This is a genomic window from Microbacterium suaedae (assembly GCF_003254645.1).
GTDB classification, from domain to species: Bacteria; Actinomycetota; Actinomycetes; order Actinomycetales; family Microbacteriaceae; genus Microbacterium; species Microbacterium suaedae.
This window is the reverse complement of sequence record NZ_PNFD01000005.1, coordinates 29291-46439: the sequence shown is the minus strand read 5'-3', so window position 1 is coordinate 46439 and position 17149 is coordinate 29291. Positions and strand designations below refer to the sequence as shown.

Annotated in this window: 14 protein-coding genes; 7 read left to right on the top strand and 7 right to left on the bottom strand. The window is 71.0% G+C overall.

The annotated features are described in order from the left end of the window. The first annotated feature begins 38 nt into the window (after positions 1–38). Together miaB and miaA are read left to right on the top strand one after the other, a co-directional pair. Complete coding sequence (gene miaB / locus C0012_RS14175) at positions 39–1586, top strand: tRNA (N6-isopentenyl adenosine(37)-C2)-methylthiotransferase MiaB (protein ID WP_110590341.1); 1548 nt, start codon at positions 39–41, stop codon at positions 1584–1586. Then, on the top strand, positions 1583–2497 hold the full coding sequence (gene miaA, locus C0012_RS14170) for a tRNA (adenosine(37)-N6)-dimethylallyltransferase MiaA (RefSeq protein WP_110590342.1): 915 nt from the start codon (positions 1583–1585) through the stop codon (positions 2495–2497). The genes miaB and miaA overlap by 4 nt, the downstream gene beginning before the upstream one ends. Positions 2498–2501: 4 nt before the next feature. Here miaA and C0012_RS14165 read toward each other — a convergent pair whose 3' ends face one another. Genes C0012_RS14165 through C0012_RS14150 form a run of 4 tightly spaced genes read right to left on the bottom strand, consistent with a single transcriptional unit; the run spans position 2502 to position 6227 of the window. Then, positions 2502–3158: a response regulator transcription factor gene (locus C0012_RS14165; protein WP_110590343.1), complete on the bottom strand. Its 657-nt coding sequence runs from the start codon at positions 3156–3158 to the stop codon at positions 2502–2504. Next, entirely contained in the window at positions 3155–4429 is a 1275-nt protein-coding gene (locus tag C0012_RS14160; RefSeq protein WP_110590344.1) for a sensor histidine kinase, read from the bottom strand. The genes C0012_RS14165 and C0012_RS14160 overlap by 4 nt, the downstream gene beginning before the upstream one ends. Positions 4430–4440: 11 nt before the next feature. Next, complete coding sequence (locus tag C0012_RS14155) at positions 4441–5277, bottom strand: ABC transporter permease subunit (RefSeq protein WP_110590345.1); 837 nt, start codon at positions 5275–5277, stop codon at positions 4441–4443. A gap of 29 nt (positions 5278–5306) precedes the next feature. After that, entirely contained in the window at positions 5307–6227 is a 921-nt protein-coding gene (locus tag C0012_RS14150; RefSeq protein WP_110590346.1) for an ABC transporter ATP-binding protein, read from the bottom strand. A 101-nt stretch (positions 6228–6328) separates the two neighbouring features. On the opposite strand from C0012_RS14150, the gene dapF reads away from it, so the two are divergent. Then, positions 6329–7207: a diaminopimelate epimerase gene (gene dapF / locus C0012_RS14145; protein WP_110590347.1), complete on the top strand. Its 879-nt coding sequence runs from the start codon at positions 6329–6331 to the stop codon at positions 7205–7207. A 36-nt stretch (positions 7208–7243) separates the two neighbouring features. Here the strand turns inward: dapF and C0012_RS14140 are convergent, their stop codons facing one another. Next, complete coding sequence (locus tag C0012_RS14140; protein ID WP_110590348.1) at positions 7244–7942, bottom strand: LysE/ArgO family amino acid transporter; 699 nt, start codon at positions 7940–7942, stop codon at positions 7244–7246. Positions 7943–8016: 74 nt separating this feature from the next. Between C0012_RS14140 and C0012_RS14135 the strand changes: the two genes are divergently transcribed. Continuing rightward, positions 8017–8940 carry a LysR family transcriptional regulator ArgP gene (locus tag C0012_RS14135; RefSeq protein WP_110590349.1) on the top strand — a complete coding sequence of 308 codons (924 nt, stop codon included), beginning with the start codon at positions 8017–8019 and terminating at the stop codon, positions 8938–8940. On the opposite strand, the gene C0012_RS14130 is transcribed toward C0012_RS14135, so the two are convergent. Continuing rightward, positions 8915–9553, bottom strand: coding sequence for a class I SAM-dependent methyltransferase (locus C0012_RS14130; protein WP_110590350.1), 639 nt, complete (start codon positions 9551–9553; stop codon positions 8915–8917). The genes C0012_RS14135 and C0012_RS14130 overlap by 26 nt on opposite strands. Before the next feature lie 102 nt (positions 9554–9655). On the opposite strand from C0012_RS14130, the gene hflX reads away from it, so the two are divergent. The 3 genes from hflX to C0012_RS14115 all read left to right on the top strand — a co-directional run bounded on the left by hflX (position 9656) and on the right by C0012_RS14115 (position 16596). After that, positions 9656–11182: a GTPase HflX gene (gene hflX, locus C0012_RS14125; RefSeq protein WP_110590351.1), complete on the top strand. Its 1527-nt coding sequence runs from the start codon at positions 9656–9658 to the stop codon at positions 11180–11182. A 153-nt stretch (positions 11183–11335) separates the two neighbouring features. Beyond that, positions 11336–15259, top strand: a complete 3924-nt coding sequence (locus C0012_RS14120) for a Pls/PosA family non-ribosomal peptide synthetase (RefSeq protein WP_110590352.1) — start codon at positions 11336–11338, stop codon at positions 15257–15259. After that, on the top strand, positions 15256–16596 hold the full coding sequence (locus tag C0012_RS14115) for a M1 family metallopeptidase (RefSeq protein ID WP_110590353.1): 1341 nt from the start codon (positions 15256–15258) through the stop codon (positions 16594–16596). Before C0012_RS14120 ends, C0012_RS14115 begins: the two co-directional genes overlap by 4 nt. On the opposite strand, the gene C0012_RS14110 is transcribed toward C0012_RS14115, so the two are convergent. After that, the gene (locus C0012_RS14110) at positions 16571–17149 is read right to left on the bottom strand and encodes a 4'-phosphopantetheinyl transferase family protein (protein ID WP_110590354.1); all 579 of its coding nucleotides are present in this window, start codon (positions 17147–17149) and stop codon (positions 16571–16573) included. The genes C0012_RS14115 and C0012_RS14110 overlap by 26 nt on opposite strands.

Genomic DNA, 17149 nt, shown 5'->3' with positions numbered 1-17149 from the left:
CCCCCGTACGCGGAGGGGAAAGTAGAATCGAGGGCGTGATGACGACGCCCTCCAGCACCCCGACGCTCATCGAGCCCTCCACGGCCGCTGTCGACGCCACAGGTCGCGCCCGTTCCTACGAGGTGCGCACGTTCGGTTGTCAGATGAACGTGCACGACTCCGAACGGTTGTCGGGATCCCTTGAGAGCGCTGGATACGTGCCCGCCGCTGAGGGCGAGGACGCCGATGTCGTGATCATCAACACGTGCGCCGTGCGCGAGAACGCGGCAGGCAAGCTCTACGGCACGCTCGGGCACCTTAAGTCGAAGAAGGCCGAGCACGACGGCATGCAGATCGCCGTCGGCGGCTGCCTCGCTCAGATGGACAAGGATGCCGTCGTAGAGAAGGCGCCGTGGGTCGACGTCGTCTTCGGCACCCACAACATGGGCTCGTTGCCGCAGTTGCTCGAGCGGTCGCGGCACAACGACGAGGCCGAGCTCGAGATCCTCGAGTCGCTCGAGGTGTTCCCCTCGACGCTGCCGACGAAGCGCGACTCGCACTACTCGGGTTGGGTGTCGATCTCGGTCGGATGCAACAACACGTGCACCTTCTGCATCGTGCCGAGCCTGCGCGGGAAAGAGAAGGACCGTCGGCCGGGCGACATCCTCGAGGAGATCAAGCTCCTCACCGATGACGGCGCGATCGAGGTCACGCTCCTCGGTCAGAACGTCAACACCTACGGTGTGGAGTTCGGCGACCGCCAGGCGTTCAGCAAGCTGCTGCGCGCCTGCGGTGACATCGAGGGGCTCGAGCGCGTGCGCTTCACGAGCCCGCACCCCGCTGCATTCACTGACGACGTGATCGACGCGATGGCCGAGACGCCCAATGTGATGCCGCAGCTGCACATGCCCCTGCAGTCCGGCAGCGATAAGGTCCTCAGGGATATGCGTCGCTCCTACCGTTCGAAGAAGTTCCTCGGGATCCTCGACCGCGTGCGCGAGCGGATTCCCCACGCCTCGATCACGACCGACATCATCGTCGGCTTCCCTGGCGAGACCGACGAGGACTTCGAGGACACGATGCGCGTCGTCGAGCAGGCCCGTTTCTCGAGCGCGTTCACGTTCCAGTACTCGATCCGTGAGGGGACGCCGGCGGCCACGATGCCGAATCAGGTGCCGAAGCAGGTCGTGCAGGAGCGCTACGACCGGCTCATCGCCCTTCAGCAGCGCATCACGCTCGAAGAGAACCAGAAGCAGCTCGGGCGTTCGCTCGATGTGCTCGTCTCGACGGGAGAGGGCAAGAAGGACGCTGCGACCCATCGACTTACGGGGCGCGCCGAGGACAACCGACTCGTGCATTTCGAGGTGCCGGACGGATCCGATCTGCCTCGACCGGGCGACGTCGTCACGGTGACGGTCACGCATGCGGCGCCGTCGCACCTTCTCGCCGACAGCGCCGACGGGGCGCCGCTGCGGATCCGTCGCACACGAGCGGGCGACGCCTACGATCGCGCGCAGGCCGATTCCTGCGCCGTGCCGTCCGCGGACGGCCAGGCCGCGGGAGGCGCCGTGACGCTCGGATTGCCGACGATCCGCGCCGGGGCGTGACGCTCCTCCCGCCCGAGCTCGCGGCGGGCGCTGACGGGCCGCGGCTGTGGGCCGTCGTCGGGGCGACGGGCACGGGCAAGAGCGACATCGCGCTCGACCTCTCTGAGGCGCTCGCGGCACGCGGCGAGCCCGCTGAGGTCGTGAACGCCGACGCGATGCAGCTGTACCGCGGCATGGACATCGGCACGGCGAAGCTCCCTGTCGAGGAGCGCCGCGGCATCCCGCACCACCTCCTCGACGTGCTCGACGTGACCGACGACGCCGCGGTCGCGGCGTATCAGAGCGAGGCGCGTCACGCGATCGACGGGATCCTGGAGCGCGGCCGGCACGCGATCCTCGTCGGCGGCTCGGGGCTGTATGTGTCGAGCACCGTCTTCGACTTCCGCTTCCCTCCCCGAGACGAGGCTCTGCGCGCGGATCTCGAGAGGCGGCTGGAGACGGACGGTGCGGGTGCACTCTATGACGAGCTGCGGCGCCGGGATCCTGCGACGTCCGAGCGCATCGATCCCCGCAACGGCCGTCGCATCGTGCGCGCTCTCGAGGTTCTGGGGCAGGGAGACGCGGGGCACGGCGCGGCTCTGCCCGACGAACCCCGGCTCTGGCGGGATGCGACGACGTTCATCGGTCTCCGCATGGAGCGCGCGACCCTCGTCGAGCGTCTGGACCGCCGTGTCGAGCGCATGTGGGCAGGGGGCATGCTCGACGAGACGGCGGCGCTGCGCGAGCGCGGCCTCGAGCGCGGCCGGACGGCGAGCCGCGCCATCGGCTATGCGCAGGCGCTGGCGCAGCTGAAGGGGGAGAAGAGCGAAGCCGAGGCGATCGCCGAGACGCAGGCCCTCACGCGCCGCTACGCCCGCCGTCAGGTCGGCTGGTTCCGGCGATATGCAGGGGTGCGCTGGATCGACGCGTGAGCCGTCAGCCGACGAGCCCCCACTCGTAGGCGTGGATGACGAGCTGTACGCGGTCGCGGGCACCGAGCTTCTGCAGCAGGCGGCCGATGTGGGTCTTGACGGTCGAGATCGAGAGGAAGAACCGCTCGGCGAGCTCGTCGTTCGTCAGGCCCTCGCCGATTGCGACGAGGATCTCCCGCTCTCGGGGAGTGAGCGTGGCGAGCAGGGGATCGTCGTCGTCCCGTGGGGCGGGGGCGTCGATGAATTGTTCGATCATCCGCGCCGTCACGCGGGGCGCGAGAGCCGCGTCGCCGGCGTGCACCGAGCGGATCGCGCCGAACAGGTCTTCCGGGCGCGTGTCCTTGAGGAGGAAGCCACTCGCGCCGGCGCGGAGGGCCGCGAACGCGTACTCGTCGAGGTCGAACGTCGTCAGCACGAGCACGCGCGGCGCCGGGTCGTTCGCTGTGATGCGCTCCGTCGCGGCGATGCCGTCGAGGCCTGGCATCCGCACGTCCATGAGGAAGACGTCGATGTCGTCTGGCGTGAGGCCGACGGCCTCGTGCCCGTCGGAGGCTTCCGCGACGACCGTGATGTCCGGGAGCGGATCGAGCATCATGCGCAGTCCCATCCGCACGAGCTCCTGATCGTCGACGATCGCGACGCGAATCTTCTCGGTGGTCATTCCGGTGCCTTTCGGGAGTGTTCCGTGAGGAGCGTCGCGTGCACGCGCCATCGTCCATCGGGGCGCGGTCCGGCCTCGAGCACGCCGCCGTGGAGTGTGGCGCGCTCGCGCATGCCGACGAGTCCGCGGCCCGCGCCGTCGGATGGCACAGGGTCGCGCGTGAGGTCGTTGTCGACCGTGATCGTGACGCGGCCGCCTTCGTGCCGGATGCTCGCGGAGACGGTGCGAGCACCGGGCGCATGCCGGAGCACGTTGGTGAGCGACTCCTGCACGATGCGATAGGCAGTGAGGGAGACGCCGCCCGAAGGCAATGGCTGGCCTTCGTGACGCCAGGTGACGGGCATGCCGGCATCGCGGAACTGCGCTATGAGCATCGCGATGGAGTCGGCGCCGGGCTGAGGCGCGAGCTCTGCAGGAGCTTCGGAGGTGCGCAGCACCCCGAGGAGGCGGCGCATCTCGGCGAGCGAGTCGCGCCCGGTGTCGGCGACGCGACGCATCGCCGCCGCGGCCCGATCCGAGCCCACGTCGGCCTGCGCGGCGGCGCCCTCCGACAGGGTGATCATGACGGTGAGGCTGTGCGAGACGATGTCGTGCATCTCGCGCGCGATGCGCGTGCGCTCCTCCGAGACGGCGAGCCGCGCTTGCTGGTCCCGCTCGCGGGCGAGGTCCTCGGCGCGCGCAATGAGCGCAGCCTCGTATCGGCGGCGCCCGCCGATCCAGAGTCCGACGAGGGTCGGGATGAGGAAGGCGGCGCCGACCTGGAACAGATCCGCGAGGAGAATGACCCACCACGGTCCCTGCATGCGGTCGGGGGTGAACTGCAGCTCGACGAAGGTCGTCGCGGCGGCGATGCAGAATCCGATCCACGCGCGCCGCACGTTGGCGAAGACGCCGAGCGAATACAGGGCCACCCAGGTCGCGGCACCGCTCGCGTCGCCCGCGTTCCCCGGTGCCAGCGTGGAGATGAGCAGCGAGAGGACGAGGAGAAGGAACGGCCAGCGACGGCGCAGCATCACGCCTGGCGTCAGCACGGCGATCGCGACGGCGGACACGGCGATGGTCCACGCCGCGGATGTCGCCGTGGGGGCGAGCGCGATCGTGGCGAGCACGTGCGGCGCGATGACGGCGAGAAAGGCGATGAGCGCGTCGACCGTGCGGGGATGCCCGTCGATCCAGCTGCGGAGCACCCCTGGCGGCTTCGGCAGTTCGAGAGACGCCGCATCGCCCGGCCCCGCGACGGGGTCGGGCGATGCGGGTCTCGACGGGGTCATCGAAGGCGAATCTACGCGTCCCGACGAGACATGACGGCCGCACCGCCGAAGAACGCGACGGCCGCCCAGCCAAGAGTGAGGAGCGCATCGACGAGCAGATCGCCCGTGATCTCCGTGCGCACCATCGTGAGCGACTGTCCGGTCGTTCCGAGAAGAACATCGGAGATCTGAGTCGCCCACTCCCACGGCAGCTGCACGAGGATCATCGGGACGACGAACAGGAAGACGAGCGCGAGGGTCACCGCCCACGTCTCGGAGCGCAGGATCGCGGCGAGGCCGATCGCGAACACGGCGACGCTCGCCGTGAAGAGGCCGCCGCCGAGGAGAGGGACGACGATCTCGAGGATCGGATCGTCGACCGAGACCGCGATCCCGAAGAGGGACGACACGGCCGCGGCGGCGGCGACCGCGAGGGCGAACGCGACGACGGAGGCGACGAAGACGCTCGCGGCGACGACGGTGGCCTTCGCGGCGAGCAAGGGGAAGCGGCGCGGCGACGCGGCGAGCTGGCTGCGCAGGGATCCCGTCGAGTGCTCCTTCGCATAGGCGGCGGCGCCGACGATCGTCGCGACGGCGACGGCGAAGATCGCACCGTTCATCGCGAGCGACGAGGTACTCGGGAGCGCCTGTGCCAGCGCGGGGTCGCTGCCCGAACGGAGGAACTCATATCCGAAGATCGCCGCCATTCCTGCGGCGGGCAGGATCACGAGGAGCGTGCCGATGATCCACGAGGCGTATGTGCCGCGCAGGCTCGTGAGGGCGATCCACTCGGCGCGCACGAGCGTGCGGAATCGGACGTGAGCGGGGGCCGCGACCGCGGAGGAGGGCGAAGCTGTGACAGTGGTCATGGTTGTGGTGTCCGTTTCGTGGCGGAAGATCAGGCGGCGAGAGCAGCGGCGTCGCTGCGGTACTCGGTGGCGTCGTCGGTGAGGGCGAGGTAGGCCTCCTCGAGCGAGGCGGCGACAGGCGTCAGCTCGTGCAGTTCGAGACCCTCGACTGCGGCGGTACGGGCGATGCGGTGCGCGGGGATCCCGTCGATCTCGAGCGTGTCGGAGGACGTCTGCGTGATCGTCACGCCGTCGGCCGCAAGGAGGGAGGCGAGAACGGTCGCGTCGGAGACGCGCACCCGCGTCGAGGGGTTCTCGGCGGCCTTCAGGAAGTCGCTGATCGGGGCGTCGGCGAGCACGCGTCCGCGCCCGAGCACGATGATGTGGTCGGCGGTCTGCGCCATCTCGCTCATGAGGTGCGACGAGAGGAAGACCGTTCGGCCTTCGGCGGCGCGTGCCCGGGCGAAACCGCGCACCCAGTGCACGCCCTCGGGGTCGAGGCCGTTGACGGGTTCGTCGAACATCAGCACCTGCGGGTCGCCCAGCATCGTCGCGGCGATGCCGAGGCGCTGGTGCATGCCGAGCGAGAAGCCGCCGATGCGGCGCCGCTGCACCGACGCGATGCCCGTGAGCTCCACCACCTCGTCGACGCGGCGTTCGGGCAGCCCGTTGGTGGCGGCGAGAAGGCGCAGGTGGTCGACGGCGCGGCGCCCCGGATGGACGGCCTTCGCATCGAGGAGGGCACCGGCCTGACGCATCGGGTCGGTGTGTTCCGCGAAGGGGCGCCCGTTCACGGCGGCTGAGCCGCTCGTGGGTCGGTCGAGCCCGAGGATCATGCGCATGGTGGTCGACTTGCCGGCGCCGTTCGGCCCGAGGAAGCCCGTCACCTGACCGGGCTTGACGGTGAACGACACATCGTCGACGGCCGTGTGTGCGCCGAAGCGCTTGGTGAGGTTCTCAGCGGTGATCATGTCCTCCATCCTTCGCGTGGCCCGGCGCCGGCGCATCGGAGCGGAGGGGGATCCTCGCCGCGGCGCGTCATACTCGAGGACGAGATCCGTAGACTGGCCGCATGCCCGAGATCCCCTTCACCAAAGGCCATGGCACCGGCAACGACTTCGTGATCGTCGCAGACCCGGAGGGCGAGCTCGATCTCACGCCGGAGCAGGTCGCGGCCCTCTGCGATCGCCACTTCGGAATCGGTGCCGACGGCCTGCTGCGGGTCGTGCGTTCGCGCGCGATTGGTGAGGGTCGTTCCGCGCTCGCGGAGGATGCCGACGCCGAGTGGTTCATGGATTACCGGAACGCCGACGGCTCTGTCGCCGAGATGTGCGGGAACGGAGTGCGGGTCTTCGCGCGCTACGTGTTGGACACGGGTCTCGCGACGCTCGATCCGGCCGCAGCGCTGCCGATCGGGACGCGCGGGGGCGTCAAGCGCGTCACGCGCAGCGACGCCGGCTTCGAGGTCGATCTCGGGCGTTGGCGCGCCGAGGACGGGGATCCGCTCGTGCGGGCGAAGGGCCTCGATGTCGCCCGCCCGGGAATGGGAGTCGACCTCGGCAATCCGCACGTCGTCGTTGCGCTCGCGAGCGATGGCGAGCTCGAAGAACTGGATCTCGGGGTCGTTCCCGTCATCGATCCGGCGCCCGCGCACGGCGCGAACGTCGAGTTTGTCGTGCCGCAGGATCCGCTCGTGACCGGGGGCGTCGGGCACCTGCGGATGCGCGTCTTCGAACGCGGCGTGGGGGAGACGCTCTCGTGCGGCACGGGAACGGTCGCGGCGGCGCTCGCGGTGCGCAGCTGGGCGGGTGCGAACGCGCCGAGCGAGTGGCGCGTCGAGGTGCCGGGCGGCACGCTCGGCGTGCGCATGTTCTCTGACGAGGACGGCGAGCGCGTCGCGCTGTCGGGTCCCGCGACGCTCGTCTTCTCCGGAACCGTGGCCCTCGCTTAGAGCCTGCGGGCGCCGCAGTCTCGGCGACGCCGGGGATCAGCCAGCCGCGAGGAAGGCCGCGAGGCTCAGCATCACGACCGCGATCGCGCCGTCGAGGATGCGCCCGGAGCGCGGTGAGCGCAGCCACCGCGCCGCGTAGCGGGCGGCGAAGGTCAGGAACGCGAACCAGACGGCGCTTCCGAGGATCGCGCCGATCGCGAAGAACCAGCGCGCGTCGCCGTAGCTCGTCGAGACGGATCCGAGCAGCAGGACCGTGTCGAGATAGGTGTGCGGGTTCAGCCACGTGATCGCGAGACAGGTGAGGATGGCCGGTGCGAGTGCTGTGGTCGTGCGTCGGGGGGCCGCGGTGAGCGTCAGAGTGTGTCCTGGGCCCTCCTCCCGGGCGGCCGGGGCGGCCGAGACAACCGGTTCGGTGGGCACCACGTCGATCGCGTCGCCACCGCGGACAGCCCGCCACGCGGCGAGGAGGCCGTAGCCGGAGAGGAACAGGACGCCGGCCCAGCGCGCGGCGTCGAAGACCCACGGCGCGCTTTCGACGACGGCGCCGAAGCCCGCGACGCCCGCCGAGATCAGGACGATGTCGCACGCGAGGCAGACGAGTGCGAGGACGACCGCGTGCCGGTATCCGGCGTGCGCGTGGCGAACCCCCTGACGCAGGAGGAAGACGTTCTGCGCGCCGGGAGCGGCGATGAGCGACAGGCAGAGGCCGAGCCCGGAGAGCAACGCGGTGAGCATCTCCTCATGCTCGGCCGTGGCGTGGCAGAATCAAAAGCAGATGTGGCGTATTGAAAGTTGGTGAAGCAGAGCTTATGTGGATCGCTCCTGAGCTGGCCGAGACGGTCGCCGCGATCGTCGACGAGGGGTCATTCGAACAGGCGGCGCAGCGCCTTCGGATCTCGCCCTCAGCTGTCAGCCAGCGGCTGCGAGCGCTCGAATCGCAGCTCGGTCGCGTGCTGCTCGTGCGATCGCGGCCTGTGCGGGCGACGGAGGCCGGTGCGACGGTTCTGCGCCTGGCGCGACAGTACGAGGTCGTCGGACACGAGGCATCGGTGTCTCTCGGCCTGGAGCGCGGCGACGCGATGCACGTGCCCATCGCCGTCAACGCCGACTCGCTCGCGACCTGGCTGCTCCCGGCGCTGGAAGCCGTCACCCGCGCGCACGAAGTGACGTTCGAGCTGCTGCGCGAGGACGAGGACCGCACGGCCGACCTGCTCGAATCGGGATCGGCGCTCGCCGCGATCACCTCGGAGGGGCGGCCGATCGGCGGATGCTCCGTGACGGCGCTCGGCGCGACCGAGTACGTCGCCGTGGCGACGCCCGCGTACATCGCGCGTTGGCTGCCTCACGGCGTTGGCGCCAGCTCTCTCGTCGCCGCCCCGCTCATCGACTTCGATCGCTCCGACGATATCCAGTCCGACTGGCTGCGGGCCCACGGGGTGGATCCCGTCGTGCCTCCGCGTCACTACGTGCCGGCATCGGAGGACTATGCCGCCGCGATCCGGCTCGGCATGGGGTGGGGGATGCTCCCGCCCGTGCAGGCTTCGCCGTCCATCGAGCTCGGCACTCTGCGTCCGCTGGGAGCTCCGGACCTCACAGAGCCGCTGTTCTGGCAGCAGTGGACGATCGATTCGCCCGTGCTCTCGGCGATCCGCGAGTCGGTTGCGGCGCACGCGCGTGCGGCGCTCGTGCAGAGGGGAGAGCCGGGGCTCAGTCGGTCGGGATCGGGCCGGTAGGCGGGTCGCCATGGTGGCGGACCTTGAGGACGCGGAAGCCCTTCGCGGTCGCGTGGCGACGGGTCGAGAATCCATCGTCGAACGTCTGGTCCAGCCAGCGGTGCAGCGAATCGCTGCCGAGATTGCGCTGCACCACGAAGTAGCCGTCGCTGTGCCGGTCGAGGCGGGGGATCCACGTCTCCAGAAGCTCGTGCAATGCGGCTTTGCCGACGCGGATCGGCGGATTCGATCGGATCGTGCGGAAGACGACGTCGTCGGGGATCTCGTCGGCCGTCACCGCATGGACGTTCTCGAGCCCGAGGTCCGCGGCGTTGCGACGCACGAGATCGAGCGCGCGCTCATTGACGTCGAGCGCCCACACGCGCGCGTGCGGCGCCTGCATCGCGAGCGTCAGCGAGATCGACCCCCAACCGCACCCGAGATCCAGGAAGTCTCCTCCTGCGGGGGCGTCGGGTGAGTTCGCGAGAAGGACCTCTGTACCCTTGTCGATCCGGTCGGGGCTGAATACCCCGCGGGCCGTCGTGATCTCGACGTCGCGCCCATCGAGGGCGACGCGGATCCGACGGAGCTGCTCCGGGCTCGAGGGCGCGGCACTGAAATAGTGTTCCCCCATGACGGGCGAGCCTACCGGAGCCGCCTCTACGCGGGAAGCGTCCCGTGGCGGGTCGATCGCGGTATCCTGGAAGGCTTGAGACCTCTCCACGAAAGGACCCACGTGGTCGAACCCACCGACGCTGGCGACCAGACGGTCGCCGCCCCGCGCGACGACGACGCCGTCGAGCGCATCCTCTCCCGAGACGCAGCACGCTCCTCCGCTCGCGTCTTCGGGGCCGCCCAGGCTCTTCAGGCCGATGAGACGGCGCGTGGCGGCGTCGACGGTGACCAGTGGGATCTCGAGGAGCGGCGCGCGCTACGCCGCGTTCCCGGGCTCTCGACCGAGCTCGAGGACATCACCGAGGTCGAGTACCGCCAGGTGCGGATGGAGAACGTCGTGCTCGTCGGCGTCTACTCGGCGGGTTCCCTCGAGGACGCCGAGAACTCGCTGCGTGAGCTCGCGGCCCTCGCGGAGACGGCCGGATCGATCATCCTCGACGGCGTGCTTCAGCGTCGCCCGCACCCGGATCCCGCGACCTACGTCGGCCGAGGCAAGGCCGAGGAACTGCGCGACATCGTGAAGGCGGAGGGGGCCGACACGGTGATCGCCGATACCGAGCTCGCCCCGAGCCAGCGCCGTGCTCTCGAAGACGTCATCAAGGTCAAGGTCATCGACCGCACGGCCGTGATCCTCGACATCTTCGCGCAGCACGCCAAGACCCGCGAGGGCAAGGCACAGGTCGAGCTTGCGCAGCTCGAGTACCTGCTTCCGCGCCTGCGCGGCTGGGGCGATTCGATGAGCCGTCAGGCCGGTGGGCAGGTCGGCGCGGGCGGCGCGGGCATGGGCTCGCGCGGGCCTGGTGAGACGAAGATCGAGCTCGACCGTCGACGTATTCGCACACGCATGGCCATCCTGCGGAAGCAGATCCGCGGCTTCGCACCGGCGCGCGAGGCGAAACGCGCCGAGCGGACCCGCCACACCGTCCCCTCGGTCGCGATCGCGGGATACACGAACGCCGGCAAGTCGAGCCTGCTGAATCGCCTCACTCAGGCCGGCGTCCTCGTGGAGAACGCGCTGTTCGCGACGCTCGACGCGACGGTGCGTCGCGCCGAGACGGCCGACGGTCGCGTGTTCACGCTCGCCGACACCGTCGGCTTCGTGCGCAATCTTCCGCATCAGCTCGTCGAGGCGTTCCGCTCGACGCTCGAGGAGGTTGCGGACGCCGACGTGATCGTGCACGTCGTCGACGGCAGCCACCCGGATCCGGCGGGTCAGCTCGCGACCGTTCGCGACGTTCTCGCCGACGTCGGGGCGCGCGACGTGCCCGAGATCGTCGTGTTCAACAAGATGGACCTCGTGAGCGACTCGCAGCGCCTCGTCCTCACGGGCCTTGCTCCGCGCGCGGCTTTCGTGTCGTCGCACACGGGCGACGGCATCGCCGAGCTGCGCCGCATGGTCGAGGACGCGCTCCCCGTCCCTGAGGTCGAGGTGCGTGCACTCGTGCCCTACAGCCGCGGGGATCTCCTCTCGGCGATCCACGAGTCTGGGCAGTTCCTCGATCAGCGGCACGAGGAAACGGGAACGCGCGTGCACGCGCGGGTGAGTCAGCGTCTCGCGGCCGAGCTCGGGCCGTTCCTGGCGGCGTGACGGGCGCGAGTTTCCTCGCCGTTTCCTTGGTGCCGCTACTCTGAGCGGTTGTCCGCCCGTCGGCGGGCGCTGGGCCGAACCGAGGAACCGCCACGATGCACCGTACGCCGCAGACCGCGCTCGCCGAGACGATGCCCCGCCGGGCGGTGTGACGTGGGACGCGATGCGTTCGACCGCGAATCCGAGACGCCCGCGCCCCGCACCCTCGTGGACATCCTGCGAGCCTCGGCGGCGGCGAGTCCCGACGCCTCGGCTCTCGAGGACGAGCGGGGTGCGCTGAGCTACGGCGAGATGCTCGCGCTCGTCGACCGCACGGCCGACCGCCTGCACGCGGCCGGGGTGCGGCGGGGCGACCGCGTCGGCGTGCGCATGCCATCAGGCGACCGGAACCTCTACATCGGGATCCTCGGGGTCCTCGCGGCCGGAGCCGCCTACGTCCCCGTCGACGCCGACGACCCGCCCGAGCGCGCTGATCTCGTCTTCAGGGAGGCGCGAGTGCGCGGCGTCATCGGCGCCGGCGGTGCCTTCGATCTCGCTGACGGCGCGGCGGCCGAGGGGTCTCTCTTCGAAGGCGACGATCCGCACCCGAGTTCCCGTCGCACGGGCGTCGCCGAGACGCCGACGGTCGACGACGATGCGTGGGTCATCTTCACTTCAGGATCGACGGGCGTGCCGAAGGGCGTCGCCGTCTCTCACCGCTCGGCGGCGGCCTTCGTCGACGCCGAGGCGCGCATGTTCCTGCGGGAGGCGCCGCTCGGCTCCGGCGACCGCGTTCTGGCGGGCCTGTCGGTCGCCTTCGACGCGTCGTGCGAGGAGATGTGGCTCGCGTGGCGTCATGGGGCGTGTCTTGTGCCGGCTCCGCGCGCTCTCGTCCGTTCGGGGGAGGACCTCGGCCCCTGGCTCGTCGGTCACGGCATCACGGTCGTGTCGACCGTGCCGACGCTGGCCGCGCTGTGGCCCGAGGACGCGATCGAGAATCTGCGTCTGCTGATCTTCGGCGGCGAAGCTCTTCCGCCCGAGCTCGCCGCGCGTCTCGTCGGCGACGAGCGCGAGGTCTGGAACACATACGGGCCCACCGAGGCGACGGTTGTCGCGTGTGCTGCGCGGATGGACGGATCCTCGCCCATTCGCATCGGCCTCCCCCTTGACGGCTGGTCGCTCGCCGTCGTCGATGCCGAGGGCGTCCCCGTCGCGGAGGGCGAGATCGGCGAGCTCATCATCGGAGGCGTCGGCCTCGCGCGGTACCTGGACCCGGCGAAGGACGCCGAGAAGTACGCGGCGATGCCGTCGCTCGGCTGGGATCGCGCGTATCGCTCGGGGGATCTCGTGCGTGCCGACCCCGAGGGGCTCGTGTTCCAGGGGCGCGCCGACGATCAGGTGAAGATCGGCGGGCGGCGCATCGAGCTCGGCGAGGTCGAGTCGGCGCTGCAGGCGCTCGGCGCCGTCTCCGCAGCGACCGTCGCTGTGCGCCAGTCGGACGGAGGGGTTCCCCTCCTTGTCGGCTACGTGGTCCCCGTGGGCGAGTTCGATCGGGCCGTGGCGCGCGCCGAGCTCGCGGAAGCTCTCCCGGCCCCGCTCATCCCCGTTCTCGCCGTCATGGACGAGCTGCCCGTCCGCACCTCCGGCAAGGTCGACAAGGCGGCGCTGCCGTGGCCGCTCGAAGGGGCGGGTGACGAGCAGTCGACGCTGTCGGGAACCGCGGCGTGGCTCGCGGAGCAGTGGACGGCCGTGCTCGGCGCGGCTCCGAGCGACGAGAAGGCCGACTTCTTCGCTCTCGGGGGCGGATCCCTCGCCGCAGCGCAGCTCGTCTCGCGGATCCGTTCGCGCGCCGCCGAGTTCACGATGGCCGATGTCTACGATCTGCCCCGCCTCGGCCAAATGGCCGCGGCCATCGGCGACGAGGAGACGCCCGCTGACGCGGACGCGAGCTTCACGTCAGCGCGTCCGACGCCGCGGCGCATGCAGTGGGCGCAGACGCTCGCGAGCGCGCCGCTATTCGTCCTCACGGGCGCCCGCTGGATGACGTGGCTGCTCACTGCGAGCGCGCTCCTGGCCGCCGTCCCCGGCTTCGACTTCCTCCCCGCCGCCCCCGTCTGGCTCGTCATCGTGGGCATCGTCATCTTCGTCACGCCGTTCGGACGGATGGCGATCTCGGCGCTCGCGGCGCGGATCCTCCTCGCCGGGATCCGGCCGGGCGACTACCCGCGCGGCGGATCCGTGCACCTGCGCCTCTGGCTCACCGAGCAGATCGCGCACCAGATCGATCCCGTCGGGCTCGCGGGCGCGCCCTGGGTCACGTACTACGCGCGGGCGCTCGGCGCGAAGATCGGTCGCGACGTCGACTTGCACACCCTCCCTCCTGTGACGGGCATGCTCCAGGTCGGCCAGGGCGCGGCGATCGAGCCCGAGGTCGACCTCAGCGGGTCGTGGATCGACGGTGACACCGTGCGCATCGGCGGGATCCGCATCGGCGCAGGCGCCACGATCGGCGCCCGCAGCACGCTGGCCCCGGGGGCGAAGATCGGGCGGGACGCCGAGGTGGCGCCGGGGTCGGCCGTGTTCGGACGCGTCCGCGCGGGGCAGCGGTGGGCGGGATCGCCGGCTGTGCGCGTCGGCGGCGCGTCGAAGCCGATCTCGTCGTCGCGCCCCGCTGCGCCCCGCCGCTGGCTGTGGGCGTACGCCGCGTCGTCGGCGGGGATCGGGCTGCTGCCCTTCATCGCCTTCGCGGCGGGCGCCATCGTGCTCGCGTTCGGCGTGCGCGGATCCGACTCGATCGCGGAGGCGATCCCGGGCACGCTCGCCTGGCTCGTCCCCGCCGTGCTCGTCGTGGGCGTCGTGTTCGCGGGCTCCGTCGTGGGGCTCGTCCGTTTGCTCTCCCTCGGCCTGCGCACGGGTGTGCACCCCGTCCGCAGCCGCATCGCCTGGCAGGCGTGGACGACCGAGCGGCTGCTCGACGCCGCGCGCACCCTGCTGTTTCCGATCTACTCGAGCCTGTTCACCCCGCTGTGGCTGCGCATGCTCGGAGCGCGCGTCGGACGCGATGTCGAGGCGTCGACGGTGCTGCTGCTGCCGTCGCTCACGCGCATCGGCGACGGCGCGTTCCTCGCCGACGACACGATGGTCGCGACCTACGAGCTCCGGGGCGGCTGGATGCGCCTCGCGAAGGCGCGCATCGGCAAGCGGGCATTCCTCGGCAATTCCGGGCTCGCAGCGGCCGGCCATCGCGTTCCCAAGAATGCGCTCGTTGCGGTCCTCTCGGTCGCGCCCGAGAAGGCGAAGTCGGGATCCTCCTGGCTCGGCTCGCCGGCCGTGCGCCTGCGCCGTGTCGTGAACGAGTCGGATCTCGAGCGCACCTACCGACCGCGCCCCGCCCTTCGGCTGGCTCGCGCGCTGTGGGAGCTGTGCCGCATCGTTCCCGTCATCGTGACCTGTGCTCTCGGACTCGCGGTCATGGGGACCCTCGCGACGATGATCGACGCGTGGGGCGTCGTGATCGCGTGGCTGCTGTCGGGGCTCGTGATGATCGTCGCGGGGGCGATCGCCGCCGCGATCACGACTCTCGCGAAGTGGGCCTTCGTCGGGCGGATCCGCCCGGGGGAGCACCCTCTGTGGTCGAGCTTCGTATGGCGCACCGAAGTGTCCGACACATTCACCGAGATGCTCGCCGCGCCCTGGTTCGCGAACGCGGCGGCGGGCACGCCGGCCCTCGCGGTGTGGCTGCGCACGCTCGGCGCGAAGATCGGCCGCGGCGTCTGGACGGACAGCTACTGGCTGCCCGAGCCCGATCTCGTCACGCTCGGCGACGGCGCGACAGTGAACCGTGGATGTGTAGTTCAGACGCATCTGTTCCATGATCGAGTCATGAGCATCGACACCGTCACTCTCGGCGCGGGCGCGACGCTCGGCCCGCACAGCGTCGTCCTGCCGGCTGCGAGCATCGGGGCCGACGCGACGGTCGGGCCCGCTTCGCTCGTGATGCGGGGCGAGGACGTCCCGATCGGATCCCGGTGGAGCGGCAATCCGATCGGTCCCTGGCGAGCCGTCAAGGTGCGGTCCTATCAGGCGAGCGTTTCGTGACCGGCGACGACTACACCCCTCAGACGGGGGATCTGCGGTTCGAGGTCGAGCACTACGACCTCGAGCTGGACTACCGTGTGTCGTCCAATCGGCTGGAGGGGCGCGCGACGCTGCGCTGCCGGGCGCTCGAGAGCACGCGGGCCGTCGCCCTCGACCTCACGGGCCTGCGCGCGAGTCGTGTGCGCGTCGCGGGCGACAAGAAGGCCTCGTTCCGCCTGCGCGCGAACCGTCTCGAGATCGGCCTGTCGCGCGCGCTCGCCGAGGGCGACGAGCTCGAGATCACGATCGACTACGCGGGGTCGCCGCGGCCGCGCCGCAGCGCCTGGGGGACGGTCGGGTGGGAGGAGCTCGAGGACGGCGCGATCGTCGCCTCGCAGCCGATCGGTGCGTCGACCTGGTTCCCGTGCAACGACCGCCCGGCGGACAAAGCGACGTACACCATCCGGATCACGACCGAGGCCGCCTACGACGTCGTCGCCGGCGAACGCATCGGCAGCTCCGCGCGCGGCGGGAAGCGCACGTGGGAGTTCACGCACTCCCAGCCCACCGCGACCTATCTCGTCGCCGTGCAGATCGGCCGATACCGTCGGCGCGAGGTCGACCTTGCGGGCGTCGCGGGCGAGATCCATCACCCGCCCCTGCTCGCGCCGAGCGTCACGGCCGACTTCGCCCCGCTGCCGCGCATGATGACGGTGTTCGAGGAGGCGTTCGGCCCCTACCCGTTCCCCGCCTACACGGTCGTCGTGACCCACGATGAGCTCGAGATCCCGCTCGAGGCGCAGGGTGCCGCCGTGTTCGGCGCCAACCACATCGACGGCCAGGGCACGCTCGAGCGCCTCATCGCGCACGAGCTCGCACACCAGTGGTTCGGCAACAGCGTGGGCGTCGCGTCGTGGCGCGACATCTGGCTGAACGAGGGGCCCGCCTGCTACGCCGAGTGGATCTGGTCCGAGCGCGCGGGCGGCCACGGGACGCACGCCCTCGCGCTCGCGCATCACGCACGCCTGCGCGAGAAGCCGCAGGATCTCCGGATCGAGGATCCGGGTCCCGAGCGCATGTTCGACGACCGTCTGTACAAGCGTGGCGCCCTGGCGCTGCACGCGCTCCGGCTCGAGGTCGGCGACGGGGTCTTCTTCGGAATCCTGCGCGCGTGGACCGAGCGGCACGCGGGCCGTGCTGTGTCGACCGACGACTTCGTTCGGCTGAGCGAGGAGATCTCGGGGACAGACCTCGGCGGGCTGTTCGACGCGTGGCTCTCGCGCGACGAGCTGCCGCACCTGCCGCATGTCGCCGGTGTCGCGCCCGCGCCCCTCACCGAGGTCGCGCTCGGCGAATAGCCACGCTGGCGGCGATGCCGGGCGGCGCCGGCGCTGGCGCGACCTCGAAAGTGCCGCATGTGGCCGGCAGCGTCGCAATGTCGGCGCCCTCGAGGCGAGTCGTCGTGCGCGGCGCACGGAACCGCACGTCTCCCGGCGGGATGCGGAGGCCACGCCCGTCGGCCTTGACGACCGCCTCGATCATGGTCCACGTGCGAACGTCCGGCGGATCCGCGGGCGCAAACAGGGGAGCGAGATCGGCGAGCGGGCCCGGACGCTCGGGCTCCGCGTCGACACCGAGCGCCGCGACGCTGCCGGACGGCGCGGCGGCCGCGACGACGACGTCGGCCGCGTAGCTGAGGCTCAGCACGACGGGCGCGCCGTCTGCGCGCGGCGGGCCGTGATCGGTCCCGCCGCACCGGGGGCACGCGCGGACGACGGTCGGATCCGAGCCGGGCGCGATCTCGCCGATCAACTCGGCCAGAAGTCGGCGCCCGGTCTCAGAGCGGGCGCCGCGGCCCGACCGCTCGGACCAGGCGACGAGGACGGGGCCGATCCACTCGGACGCGCCCAC

What these genes read in the sequence shown, in the direction of transcription:
- miaB (WP_110590341.1), top strand. Translation starts at nt 39, where the DNA reads ATGACGACGCCCTCCAGCACCCCGACGCTCATCGAGCCCTCCACGGCC.
- C0012_RS14165 (WP_110590343.1), bottom strand. Translation starts at nt 3,158, where the DNA reads ATGACCACCGAGAAGATTCGCGTCGCGATCGTCGACGATCAGGAGCTC.
- C0012_RS14160 (WP_110590344.1), bottom strand. Translation starts at nt 4,429, where the DNA reads ATGACCCCGTCGAGACCCGCATCGCCCGACCCCGTCGCGGGGCCGGGC.
- C0012_RS14155 (WP_110590345.1), bottom strand. Translation starts at nt 5,277, where the DNA reads ATGACCACTGTCACAGCTTCGCCCTCCTCCGCGGTCGCGGCCCCCGCT.
- C0012_RS14150 (WP_110590346.1), bottom strand. Translation starts at nt 6,227, where the DNA reads ATGATCACCGCTGAGAACCTCACCAAGCGCTTCGGCGCACACACGGCC.
- dapF (WP_110590347.1), top strand. Translation starts at nt 6,329, where the DNA reads ATGCCCGAGATCCCCTTCACCAAAGGCCATGGCACCGGCAACGACTTC.
- C0012_RS14140 (WP_110590348.1), bottom strand. Translation starts at nt 7,942, where the DNA reads ATGCTCACCGCGTTGCTCTCCGGGCTCGGCCTCTGCCTGTCGCTCATC.
- C0012_RS14135 (WP_110590349.1), top strand. Translation starts at nt 8,017, where the DNA reads ATGTGGATCGCTCCTGAGCTGGCCGAGACGGTCGCCGCGATCGTCGAC.
- C0012_RS14130 (WP_110590350.1), bottom strand. Translation starts at nt 9,553, where the DNA reads ATGGGGGAACACTATTTCAGTGCCGCGCCCTCGAGCCCGGAGCAGCTC.